Source organism: Caballeronia sp. ATUFL_F1_KS39 (genome assembly GCF_023630985.1).
In the GTDB taxonomy this organism is placed as follows: Bacteria; Pseudomonadota; Gammaproteobacteria; order Burkholderiales; family Burkholderiaceae; genus Caballeronia; species Caballeronia zhejiangensis.
The window spans coordinates 13,064-25,384 of sequence record NZ_JALQDZ010000040.1 but is presented as its reverse complement, the minus strand read 5'-3'; the positions used below and the strand labels follow the sequence as shown (position 1 = coordinate 25,384).

Below are 12,321 nucleotides of genomic sequence, written 5' to 3'. Positions count from 1 at the left end.
CCTCCGGTCCCGTGAACAGAATTACTTCAGCAAAGGCTTCTTGCCGTCGTAATAGCCCGCTTTCTTCAGGATGTCCTCGGTCTTCTGACCGATGGTCTGCGCGCCCTCCTTCACCGTCACCTGGCCGAGCATCATCTTGCTGCCCCATTCGCCGATAACTTCTGAAATCGCCGGCCACTCCGGGAAGCGCGGACGATAATCCGGCACGCCGCCCTGCCACGATTCGACCATCGGCTTCACGAACGGATACTTGTCCTGCACGGCCTTGTCCTCATAGATCGCCATGCGCGCCGGCACGCCGCCCGCTTCGAGATAAGGCTTCGCCATTGCTTCGGACGTGATCCATTGAATGAAGAGCCACGACGCGGCCTGCTTCTTCGCATTCGACTTCGCGTTCACTGCAAGCGAGAAGCCGCCGAGCGCGGGCTTAAGTCCGGCCGGTCCCTTCGGTTCGGTCGTGATCGCGAGACAGTTGCCGATCTTCGACTTGCTCGGATCGGTGAGCGTCGGATAGAACGCGGACCATTCGGTAATCATCGCGACCTGTCCTTGCGCAAGCGCGTTGACCGCTTCGGCGTGATCGAAGTCGACGATGCCCGGCGGCATGTACTTCATCAGCTTCTGCCGATATTCGAGGCCCGCCTGCGATTGCGGCGACATCAGATTCGACTTGAACTTCGCATCGAGAAGCGACCCGCCGTTCGGCCATAGCACGCGCATGAAGCTATCGGCCGACTGCGTTTCGCCTCGCCGCGATTGCAGCGCGAACGCGAACTTGTCGCCCTTCGTGAGCTTCGGCGCGTAGGTGTTGAGCAAGTCGTCCCAGGTCTTCGGCGGCTCGTCGAAGCCCGCGTCCTTCAACATGCACTTGTTGTAGAACATCAGGCCCGAGTAGTTATCGAACGGCAGGCCGTAGGTGACCTTGTCCCAGGAGCCGAACGAATCGAGCAGGATCGGAAAGAAGCCCTTCAGGTTGAGATTCGGATCCGCGAGCTTCGGATCGTCGGTGAACTTCTTGATCGGCACGAGCCACTTGTTGCTCGCGAATTCGCCGATCCACACGACGTCCACGAGCACGATGTCCTGGTCGCCGCCGCCGACGAAGTTGAGCACTTCCTTTTCGCGCGTATTCTCATAGGGAATCACTTCCCAGCGCACCTTGATGCCCGTTTCCTTTTCGAACTGCGGAATGAGTTGCTGCGCGGCCTTGTAGCCGGGACGATCGAGAAAGATGGCCTTGATCGTGGTGCCCGAATACGGCTGCGCCGCTTCCTTCAGAGTCCAGGCCTGCGCGTTCGATGTTGCGAACGCCGCGCTCGCCGTGAGGAGCGCGACTGCCGCGGCGTGTTTGATCGGACCGGCTTGCATGGCCGGAATGAAGCGCTTCTTCATGCCTGTCTCCTTGGTATTTTTCGAGCGGATACGGCTTCTCTGGTGCGTTCGTTCGTGATCCCTGGTGCGCGTCGTTTCACTTGTAATTTCGGTTTTACAATTGTATATTTTGGCGCGAACAGCTTGTCAAGAACAAATTCGACGACGCATCGGATGCTGCGCTGCCGCAGCAGCAAACGGGAGACAACGCATGAGCGCAGTTCATTTGCAGCAGATCCGCAAGGCATTCGCTGGCGTCGACGTGCTGAAGGGCGTCGACATAGAAGTGACCGATCGCGAGTTCATGGTTTTCGTCGGTCCTTCGGGATGCGGAAAGTCGACCTTGCTTCGCACCATCGCCGGACTCGAACGCTGCGACTCAGGGCAAGTACTGATTGGCGGCGAGGACGTCACCGAACTCGAGCCTTCGCAACGCGGCGTCGCGATGGTGTTTCAGTCGTATGCGCTTTATCCGCACATGTCGGTGTACGAGAACATCGCGTTCGGTTTGCGCATGCTCAAGTTGCCCGAAGCGCAGATCAAGGAACGCGTGCATCGCGCGGCCGAGATTTTGCAGATCGGCCAGTTGCTCGAACGGCGTCCGCGCGCGCTGTCGGGCGGCCAACGTCAGCGCGTGGCGATCGGCCGGTCCATCGTACGCGAGCCGAAAGTCTTTCTCTTCGACGAGCCGCTCTCCAATCTCGACGCCGCATTGCGCGTGCAGATGCGCCTCGAACTCATCAAGCTGCACAAGCAGCTCAACGCGACGATGATCTACGTCACGCACGATCAGACCGAAGCGATGACGATGGCCGATCGCATCGTCGTGCTGAATCATGGACGCGTCGAACAGATCGGCTCGCCGCTGGAGCTGTATCGCACGCCGCACAATCGCTTCGTCGCGGGTTTCATCGGCTCGCCGAAAATGAACTTCATGGATGTGCGCGTGCTGCGCGTGGATGCTATGGGCGTCACCATCGAATTGCCGGGCGGCGAGTCGTTGACGCTGCCGTTCGCGGCTTCGTCCGTGCACGCGGGCGAGACGCTTACGCTTGGCATCCGGCCCGAGCATTTCGTCGAATCGGGCGGCGGCGATATCGACAGCGGCCTTGCAGGCGAAGTCATGGTGATCGAGCATCTCGGCGGCGAGACGCTGCTGCATGTCCGTTTGCCGAACGAACTCGTGATTCAGGTGAAAGGCTCGGGCGAATCGACGGCCGTCGAAGGACAGCGCCTGAACGCGGGCTTCAGCATTCGCCATGTGCATCTGTTCCGCGAGGATGGCAGCGCGCTGGAACGCATGCGCCCTGTCGCCGAAACCGCGACCGCCTGACGATCGACGTGGAAAGACTGTCGTAAGCGAAGACAGCGGCATACCCATGCTCATCGACCGGCGGTCGCCTGTGCGGAAGCGCCGCGTGTCCCATTTTTGGTGCGCGCCCGCCGTTCGCAGCGATCATTTTCCCGGCGCCGGCACTAGTCGGGATTACAAATGTTCCGGAATCGCTATATACAAAACTGCAAAACGCCATGCAGATGCAGCGCAATATGTGCTTGCGTTATGTGCGCCAGCCCACACAGACCATCACGCGTTACGGTTGCGTTACGTGACTCGGGATGGCTGAACGATGCGTCCACACGCAAGCGCAAACGCTCCCTTTAAGGAGGCAAACGTTGTCTCCAAGGGGCTCACCGAATTTACTTGGATTGGACGACGCGCGATCATAGTTTCTGGCACGACTCGTGCAACCGCTTCCACGACCAACTGGGAGGGATGGCTAGAGCATGAAAAGAACGACACACGGCTCGCCTGTCGCGAAAGCCGCGCCGGAGTCAGATCATGCATTCAGGCATCGCATACTCGAAGGCCTCAAGGCCGGAGAATTCTGCATCGCCTATCAGGGAATCTACCGAGTCCACGGCGGCGAACTCGCGCAAATGGAAGCGCTTATTCGCTGGCGTCATCCGGAATACGGCGTATTGCTGCCAGGCGCATTCAGCGAGGCGTTCAAGGACGCCGACATCATGCGCGAACTGACATGGTTCGTGCTGGACGCGGTCGCGTCCGAAATTGGCGAGTGGCGCGAAAGTGGCGGCGCACACTATTCGGTCGCCGTGAACGTCCCGCCATCGGTCGCGGCGTTGCCGGGCTTCGCCGAGCGGATGGAATCGATTTGCCGCGCGCACGACATCACGCCCGATTGCATCGAACTCGAACTGCTGGAAAGCGAGGATCTCGCGCGCATGCCGGCGATGCGCAAGGTCGTGCGGCGTCTCAAGAACAAGGGCGTGAGCGTCGCGATGGACGATTTCGGCACCGGCTATTCATGTCTCGCCGCGCTCGGACCGATCGACTTCGGCACCGTCAAGATCGCGAAGGAACTGCTCGCCGAAGCGCCGCGCTGCCCGAACGCGTGTCTGGTCTTTTCGTCGGTGCTCACGCTTCTTACGCGGCTGAAGGTGGCGATCGTCGTCGAAGGTGTGGAAACGGCCGCGCAGGCGCAATGGATTGCGCAGTGGCCGCACGTGCTCGCGCAGGGTTTCTTTCTCGCGCGACCCGCGTTCGGCATCGGTAATGTGCCGGGCGCGCTCATCGGCCGGCCGGGGACGCGGCGCAAAGAACAGCAGACCATTCGGCTCGCGGATGCAGCATGAGGAACTGAAGCGTTTCTGGCAGCCCTCGTAAAAGCCAGGACTTCGCCGACGCGTGCATGCGTCGGCGTTTTTTTGCCTTAAATACGCGTGCGCGTCAAATCGGTCTTCGGCGCGCTCAGCTTCAGCCCGGCAATCGCCGCACGCGTGCCAGCATCGACCGGCAGTCCCCATCGCTCGAAGAAATCCGTCAGATCGAGATTGGCCGCCATGCACGCACGCAGCACGAAGCGTTGCACTTCGTTCTGGTCGCCGCCTTCATCCTCCGTCAGCGGATGCCGCCGATACAGCTTGTGCAGCCGCGCATAGAAGCCGTTGCCGAGTGCGCGGCGCAACTGCTCGTACATGACGAGCCTGATCCAGAGCGCTTCCGATGGCATCGGAAACGACGCATCGTCGAGAAAATTGCGTGACGGCTGCGCGAAATACTGCGCCGCGAGATCGATGCGATTCTTCTTGCCGCGCGCGTCGACGACTTGCAGCAGCGGCGAAGGCATCGGCGTGCCGAGGCGTTCCAGCGCATGCAGCGAATAGACGTTCACCGTCGTCTCCGTCACGCCCGGCCATGTCCAGTCCCATTGCTGATACATGTGTCCCATCTCGTGCCATACGCCCCATTCGTCGGCTTTCGCGGGCTTGAGCAAGGTCTCGGCCGCGCTATTGAGCGGCAGGCCGATCATGTAGTACGTCGCGTAGAGATACGTGTTCTGCAACTCGGCGTGGGTCGAAATCGCGTCCTGCACGAAATGCACGCGCAACGGCGGCGGCGCATCGAGTGCTTCCGTGCCATCGAGTCCGGACAGTTCGTCGTGATAGCCCATGATGCGCTCGACATAATCGAGCAATGCGGCCGGATCCGCTGCGCCCGACTTGTCGTACATGGCGCGCGCGACGGTGAACATCGTGCGCTTGCCGACCATCTCGACGAGCGGCGCATCCGCATGACGCTGCAGCATCGCGCGCCATTCGACGGGCGTCGTCGCACCTTCGACATAGAACGGCACCGGCTTGCCGCCTTCGCGCACGATGACATCGATCGACGTACGTGGCCGCTCGTTGTATCCGCTGTCGATGTATTCGAAGTAGAGCAAGCCATCGCGCGATGCGACGAACGCGTTGCGTCCTTCGGTCGCGAGGATCGTTTGCGGATCGCCCGCGGCTTGCCGCCGATAGAAGCCGTTCTTGTTGCCGACCATGACGATGAGGCCATCGGGACCATCGTCGGCGAGACCGTTCACATCGATCACGACGGTTTCGCCCTTCGACACATACAGCCCCGACGGATGATAGTCAGTCCAGCGAAAACCGCCGAGCCGTTCGGCCTCGATCGCATCGGGTGCATACGCGCTCAAGTGATAGCGCCTGCCGATGTTGTCGTAAGTCGAGCGCGCCGAAGCATCGAGCGTGCGATACGCATGATCGCCGCCATCGCTTCCGGTCTTGTACAGACGCCACTGTCCGGCCTGCGCATTGACTTCGACGGACGCACCGTCGCGCAACGCATGATGCCCGACGACGAGTCCCGTCTTCGTGCCGGTGGCCGCGATGGTCACGACGTTCGCATCGGCTTCGATGCTCCAGTTCTGCCGCGCATCGCCCGATGGCGCTTCGAGCTCGACACGCGCGCCGAGCGTCACGTAACGTCCATATAGCTTCGAGTAAAGACGAAAGCCGCTGCCTTCCTTGTCGATGGTCCAGATCTGGCTCGCGGCGCGTTCGGGCGTCCACTCGGACTGCACGAGCGCGATCGTGCCATCGCGTTGCACTTGCGCGGTCAGCGCCTTGAAAGTTGCATTCGAAACGATATAGAAGTCGCCTTCCTCGACTTTCGCGCCTGCGCCGTAAGGCACCTGCATCGCCCCGGTCTTCGATGCGAAACGCGATACCCGCACCGCGTCGTGCGGATAAAACGTCACGGGCGCGTAGTAGCGCGATGCCGCGTGTGCGTCGCACAGGGCGAAGATCAACAGCCATGACCGCCATCGCATGCGTGGCCTCCCCGATACATCGGCCGTATTCCGGCTCTTCGTCGCATATCTGGAACTTGCGCCTGATGCCGAGATACTGCCGTATCCCGCCGTCGGCGTCGAGCGCGGACATCACGCGATTGCCGCATCATGCGTCGCGCGCTTTGCGATCAACGCGATCTCGTCGTATCGACTGCCTTAATGAAGCGGATGGCGTTTTCCGCGTCGTCCCGGAACAAGCGTCCGATTACGGCGTCGATGCCGGCGCCGGCTTGCCCGCCTTCTGCGCATTGATCTTCGACTGCGCGTTTTGCAGATTCTGCGGATAGTTGGTCTGCTCGCCAGCGGGGTTGTAGCCGTTCTGCTCGAGTTGCTTCAGCTCGGCGTTCTTCTTCGCGCGCGCTTCCTTTCGCTGGGCTTTCTTGATCTGCTTCGGCGTGGATGCGGCCGTGTCTTGCGCCTGCGCGATGGGCATCGAGACGAAAGCGGCGACGGACAGCGCGAGGACGGCCAACGGTGCGGTGCGTTTGTTCATGATCGATCTTCTCCGGATGGATGGCGGCGCTTGACAACGACGCTTGCGGACAACGCTGAAGCAATCGGCGATCCAAGCGCGGATGAATCACCGATCGACGATACGGCTCAGATTGCCGCGCACGCGTTGCAGAAGCGCGATCAATTGCTCGCTTTCCTGCCGGCTGAAGCCCGCGAGCGCTTCTGCTGCGATCTCGTCGCCGACGCGCCGCGCGCGGTCGAGCGCCTTCTCCGCCTTCGCGGTCATGCGAACCTGACGCTCGCGACGATCGTCGGGATTCGGGCGGCGCTCGATCCAGCCGCCCTCTTCCATGCGATCGAGCAGACGGCCGGCGGAAATCGGCGCGACTTCCAACAGCCCGGCGAGCCGCGCCTGATTGACCTCGCCGTAATGCGAGAGATACGCGAGCACGCGGCATTGCGCGCGCGTCAGATTGAGCGATGACTTCGCCAGCACGTCGAAGCGGTTGCCGCACAGGCGGTCCACGTCCGCGACCAGAAAGCCGAAGCGTTTGTCGAGTTGGGTTTCCATCGCGCGATTATATGTAACGCCTTTCGATGCGCGCATCTCGTGTACACCCGGTAATTGACCGCATTGCGCGAGATCGCGGCCGTTCTATAATAAGCCTGCTTATCATCATCGTACTTACAAAAGCCGCCGCCTTGCGGCCACGTCCATGTCCCTCGAAGTCCCCACGGAACGCGCCGCAGCGCCATTGAACCGCGGCATGCTGACTGTCTCGATCATGCTCGCCACGCTGATCCAGACGCTCGACAGCACCATCGCGAACGTCGCGCTGCCGCATATGCAGGGCACGCTGTCGGCGTCCCAGGACGAAATCACCTGGGTGCTGACCTCGTATATCGTCGCCGCCGCGATCGCTACGCCGCTCACTGGCTGGCTCTCGGACCAGTTGAGCGTGAAGAAGCTGCTGTGTATTTCGATTGCGGGTTTCACCGTCGCGTCGGCGTTTTGCGGGCTGTCGGAGACGCTCACGCAGATCGTCGCGTCGCGGCTGTTGCAGGGCGTGTTCGGGGCGTCGCTCGTGCCGCTGTCGCAATCGATCCTGCTCGACATCAATCCGCGCGAGAAACAGGGCCAGGCGATGGCCGTCTGGGGCATGGGAGTGATGGTCGGTCCGATTCTCGGTCCGACGCTCGGTGGCTGGCTCACGGACAGCTACAACTGGCGCTGGGTCTTTTTCATCAACGTGCCGATCGGTGCGTTCGCGCTCTTCGGCGTAGTGACGTTTCTGCCCGCGCAGATCGCGCGCCGCGCGGTGAAGTTCGACGCGTTCGGCTTCGCGACGCTCGGCCTTGCGATCGGCGCGTTCCAGGCGATGCTCGATCGCGGCGAACAACTCGACTGGTTCGGATCGATGGAAATCCGCATCGAGGCGATTCTCGCGGCGCTGAGTTTCGTGTTCTTCATCGCGCATACGGCGACGGCCGGGTCGCGCTCGTTCTTCAAATATCAGTTGCTGAAGGACCGCAACTTCGCGACCGGAACGTGCTTCATCTTCGTGATCGGCGCGGTGATGTACGCGACGCGCGCGCTGTTGCCGCCGATGTTGCAGAACCTGATGAACTATCCGGTCGCGACGACAGGCCTCGTCACGGCGCCGAGCGGCGCGGGCACGATGATCGCGATGCTCGTCGCCGGACGCCTGCTGAAGCACATCGATGCGCGTGTGCTGCTGCTGTCGGGATTTCTGATTTCGGCGTTCGCGCTCTGGCAGATGATGCATTACACGATCGTGCTGTCGGCATCGGATATCGTTTGGCCGGGCGTGATTCAGGGCTTCGGGCTGGGACTCGTGTTCGTGCCGCTGTCGGCGCTGACGTTTTCGACGCTCACGCCCGAGTTGCGCGCGGATGGCACCGCGACTTACAGCCTGATGCGCAATATCGGCAGCAGTATCGGTATTTCGATCGTGCAGACGCTGATGACGCGCAACACGCAGGTCGCCCACGCGGACCTCGCCGCGCAAGTGACGCCGTTCAATCCGGCGATGCAGCCGATGCTGTCCGGCGGCTCGATGACGGACATGGCGATGCTCAATCAAACGATCACGCAGCAGGCTTCGATGATTGCTTATCTCAACGACTTCAAGCTGATGTTTGTCGCGACGTTGTTGGTGGTGCCGTTGCTGCTGCTGATCCGGCCGGCGAAGAAGACCGCGGCGGAGGAGTCGGTGTCGCAAGCGGCGATGGATTGAGGTTCGTGTTTGCGTCTTTTGTGTGGCTTTCCCTCGGGCTCGTTTGGTGAAATCCTGATTTCACAGGATTCCACGACCAAAAATCAAACACCGACAGCAGCCTTCTCCAGCATCCCCCCAAACGCATCCGCCGACAAAGGCATCGCCAGCAAGAACCCCTGCATCTCATCGCACATCATGTCCTGCAAGCGATCGAGCTGCGACCCGGTCTCGACGCCTTCCGCCACGACATCCATATCGAGCGAATGCGCGAGCGCAATAATCGCCGATACGATCGCGCGCCCCTCCTGCCCGTTCTCATCCAGCCCGTTCGTAAAGAACCGATCGATCTTCAACTGCTTCGCGCGAAACCGCTGCAAATACGCGAGGCTCGAATATCCGGTGCCGAAATCGTCGATTGCGATCTCGAAACCGTTCTCCTGAAACGCGCGAATCATCTCGATGGTGCGCGGCGCGTCCTGCATCGCCACCGACTCGGTGATCTCGAACATGATCTGCTCGCTCTCGACGCCTTCCTCGCGCACGATCGTCATGATGTTCGCGACAAGATCCGCCTCGTGCATCTGCCGCGGCGACAGGTTGATCGCCACCTTCACCGGCGGACGCCCTTCCGCGCGCCAACGCGACATGTGCCGGCACGTTTCGCGCACGACCCAGTATCCGATCTGCACGATCTGTCCGGAACGCTCCGCGATCGGGATGAACTCGAGCGGCGTCAACGTGCCGATCTCCGGATGATCCAGCCGGATCAACGCTTCCGCGCCCGCCAGCTCGCCGCTTTTGCCTCGGAACTTCGGCTGAAACAGAAGATAGAAATGGCCGCCATTCAGCGCCTCGTGCAACGCCTGCTGAATCTGCAACGTCCGCACCGCCGCCTCGTTCATGCTCGCCTCGAAGAAGCGATAGGTGCTGCGCCCGCCGCGCTTCGCTTCGTACATCGCGACGTCCGCGTGCTTGAGCAGCGATTCGACGCTGTCGCCATCCTGCGAAAAGAGCGCAATGCCGATGCTCGGCATCACCTGCAACGGATGACTCCCGACGACGAGTCCCTTTTTCATCGTATCGAGGATGCGTTCGGCCATCTTCTCGGCATCCGTCGGCGCGTGCAGGTGTTCGAGCATCACGACGAACTCGTCGCCGCCCAGACGCGCCACCGTGTCGCCGCCGCGCACGCATTCCTGCAGACGTCGCGCGAATGCCTTCAGCACTTCGTCGCCGACCGTATGGCCCAACGAGTCGTTGATCGTCTTGAAGCCATCCAGGTCCATGAAGAGAATCGCGAAACGGCTGTCGCTGTGCCGCGCGTTTCGAATCGCGCGATCGATGCGCTCGTTCATCGTGCGGCGGTTCGGCAGGTCCGTGAGCGTATCGAAGGTCGCCATGCGTACGATCTGCCCGTTCAGCCGCGACACCGAACCTGCAAGCAGCGCCGTGCGCGCATCGAAGCGCGACAGCACGAGCGTGATGATCAGAATGGTCAGCGTGAATAGCACGACAGTCGTCGCGAGCCAGCGCGAGTCGATGTCGTTGGCGGCGCCGCAGATCGACCCCGGCAGAAACTCCGCCGCCGCGTTGCCCGTGTAGTGCATGCCGGTGATCGCGAGGCCCATCACCAGCGCCGACCCGAGTCGCTTGGCGAGCACGTTGGTCTGGTTCGCATCCGAGAGCGTATGGGCGATCCACAACGCCGCCCCCGATGCGACCACCGCAATCACGATCGACGCCGCGAACAGCAGCGGATCGTACGTGATCGCGGGCTGCATCCGCATCGCGGCATCGCCCGTGTAGTGCATCGCCGCGATGCCCGCGCCCATCAAGAGACTGCTCGCGACGAGGCGCTTCATCGTCAGACGCCTGCTCGTGATGACGAGCAGCGCGAAGAACGACACGAGCACCGCGATGCCGAGCGACCCGGCGGTGATCTTCAGGTCATAGCCGAGCGGGATAGGCAATTCGAACGCGAGTACGCCGATGAAATGCATCGACCAGATGCCGATGCCCATCGACGCCGCACCGCCCGCGAGCCAGACGTGCCGCGTGCGCGACTGCGCAAGCGATGCGATGCGGCCCGAGATATCGAGCGCAGTAAAGGAAGCGAGCGTGGCGACTACGAGCGATGCCGCGACCAGCCAAAAGTTATAGGTGCCGTGCATGATTGCCGTAGACCGAGAGACCCGTTTGCGTGAGCGTCTTATCGGCTTTCGTCAGGCGATCTTTAGGCCAAGATGAGAAATATTCGCAACACGGAATGCGCGAAAGTCAAAGCTGCGGATCGAGCAGCGCGGCCACGCGCTCCAGCAGCTTCTCGGTGAGCGAACGGCGGCGCCAGTCTTCGAACGTGATGCGTTTCGCGCGGGCGACGTCGTCATCGAAAATCGCCGTTTGCTGGCGCGCGAAGTCGCGGTCGTAGATGTTCAGATTGGCTTCGTCGTTCAGCTTGAAGGAGCGGCTGTCGAAATTCGTCGAGCCGACCGACACCAGATACTCATCGACGACGATCAGCTTGCAGTGGAACATCGTCGGCTGATATTCGAACATTTCGACGCCCGCCGCGAGCAGGTCGCCCCAGCACGCGCGCGATGCCTCGCGCACCGTATGCGTGTCGATGCGCTTGCCCGGCGTGATGATGCGAACCCGCACGCCGCGCCGCGCCGCCTCGACGATCGCGTTGATCGTCAGCTTGTCCGGCACGAAGTACGCGCTCGACAAGTGGATGGAACGCGTCGCCGCGGTGATCGCCATGAGGTACATCAGCTGCATGTCGTCGCTGCCGCCGGACGGCGAGCTGCTGAACATGTGCGCGAAGCCGCCGCCCGCATCGTCGATGTCCGGGAAATAGCGCGGGCCGTGCAGCACGTTGCCCGTCGTCTTGATCCAGTTGTCCATGAACACGGCCTGCATCTGCCCGACGGCCGGGCCTTCGACGCGAAAATGCGTGTCGCGCCAGTGCTTCTCGTCCTGCGCGTGTCCGGTCCATTCCTCGGCAATGCCCACGCCGCCCGTGAAGCCGATGCGCCCGTCGATTACGAGCAGCTTGCGGTGCGTGCGGTCGTTCATGCGGCCGAGCCCGGTCCAGTGCGGCTTGTGATACTGGATCACTTCCGCGCCCGCGTCGCGCAGCATGCGCAGATAGCGCTTGTCCATCTTCGACGTGCCGACCCAGTCGAGCAGCACATGCACCGATACGCCCGCGCGAGCCTTGTCGGAGAGCGCCTGCGCGATTTGCTCGCCGATTGCGCCCGACCAGTAGATGAAGGTCTCGAAGGTGATCGTCTCTCGCGCCGCGCGAATGCCTTCGAGCATCGACGGGAAAATCTCGTCGCCGTTCACGAGCACCTCGAAGCGGTTGCCGCCGACCACGGGCGGACCGAGCAGCAAGCCCATCGAACGGAGAAACTGCGGGTCGTCGCTCGCGTACAGCCGTTCGATCCTGTGCTCGATCTTCTTTTCGCCGCTCGTCAGATTCGCGATCACCAGCACGACGACGAGCGTCACGACAACGGTCAGGACAATCAGGGCAATCGTCGGCATGCGCGGCCTCGCGAAGCGAACATTCGTCCGGATTCTAGTGCAAGCAC

The 12,321-nt window shown here is 61.8% G+C and carries 10 protein-coding genes; 4 read left to right on the top strand and 6 right to left on the bottom strand.

Features of this window, described 5'->3' with window-relative positions; translation table 11 throughout:
- Positions 1–21: 21 nt before the first annotated feature.
- Entirely contained in the window at positions 22–1,392 is a 1,371-nt protein-coding gene (locus NCR93_RS20365) for an ABC transporter substrate-binding protein (RefSeq protein ID WP_008347772.1), read from the bottom strand.
- 190 nt (positions 1,393–1,582) lie between these two features.
- Between NCR93_RS20365 and NCR93_RS20360 the strand changes: the two genes are divergently transcribed.
- Entirely contained in the window at positions 1,583–2,704 is a 1,122-nt protein-coding gene (locus tag NCR93_RS20360; protein WP_175980626.1) for an ABC transporter ATP-binding protein, read from the top strand.
- Between the two features lie 452 nt (positions 2,705–3,156).
- On the top strand, positions 3,157–4,026 hold the full coding sequence (locus NCR93_RS20355) for an EAL domain-containing protein (RefSeq protein WP_008347768.1): 870 nt from the start codon (positions 3,157–3,159) through the stop codon (positions 4,024–4,026).
- Positions 4,027–4,103: 77 nt separating this feature from the next.
- On the opposite strand, the gene NCR93_RS20350 is transcribed toward NCR93_RS20355, so the two are convergent.
- Positions 4,104–6,011 (bottom strand): M60 family metallopeptidase, encoded by a 1,908-nt coding sequence (locus NCR93_RS20350; protein ID WP_175980624.1) that lies wholly within the window; start codon positions 6,009–6,011, stop codon positions 4,104–4,106.
- On the opposite strand from NCR93_RS20350, the gene NCR93_RS20345 reads away from it, so the two are divergent.
- Positions 6,010–6,192, top strand: a complete 183-nt coding sequence (locus NCR93_RS20345) for a hypothetical protein (RefSeq protein WP_175980622.1) — start codon at positions 6,010–6,012, stop codon at positions 6,190–6,192. The genes NCR93_RS20350 and NCR93_RS20345 overlap by 2 nt on opposite strands.
- Before the next feature lie 45 nt (positions 6,193–6,237).
- On the opposite strand, the gene NCR93_RS20340 is transcribed toward NCR93_RS20345, so the two are convergent.
- Both NCR93_RS20340 and NCR93_RS20335 read right to left on the bottom strand, forming a co-directional pair.
- A complete protein-coding gene (locus tag NCR93_RS20340; RefSeq protein WP_008347763.1) occupies positions 6,238–6,525 on the bottom strand; it encodes a DUF4148 domain-containing protein in 288 nt (95 codons plus the stop codon).
- Positions 6,526–6,612: 87 nt separating this feature from the next.
- A complete protein-coding gene (locus NCR93_RS20335; protein WP_175980620.1) occupies positions 6,613–7,056 on the bottom strand; it encodes a MarR family winged helix-turn-helix transcriptional regulator in 444 nt (147 codons plus the stop codon).
- Between the two features lie 145 nt (positions 7,057–7,201).
- On the opposite strand from NCR93_RS20335, the gene NCR93_RS20330 reads away from it, so the two are divergent.
- Positions 7,202–8,743 (top strand): DHA2 family efflux MFS transporter permease subunit, encoded by a 1,542-nt coding sequence (locus tag NCR93_RS20330; RefSeq protein ID WP_239294894.1) that lies wholly within the window; start codon positions 7,202–7,204, stop codon positions 8,741–8,743.
- Between the two features lie 83 nt (positions 8,744–8,826).
- Here NCR93_RS20330 and NCR93_RS20325 read toward each other — a convergent pair whose 3' ends face one another.
- Together NCR93_RS20325 and cls are read right to left on the bottom strand one after the other, a co-directional pair.
- Entirely contained in the window at positions 8,827–10,896 is a 2,070-nt protein-coding gene (locus NCR93_RS20325) for a putative bifunctional diguanylate cyclase/phosphodiesterase (RefSeq protein ID WP_008347756.1), read from the bottom strand.
- 106 nt (positions 10,897–11,002) lie between these two features.
- Positions 11,003–12,274 carry a cardiolipin synthase gene (gene cls, locus NCR93_RS20320; protein ID WP_175980618.1) on the bottom strand — a complete coding sequence of 424 codons (1,272 nt, stop codon included), beginning with the start codon at positions 12,272–12,274 and terminating at the stop codon, positions 11,003–11,005.
- Positions 12,275–12,321: the final 47 nt, after the last annotated feature.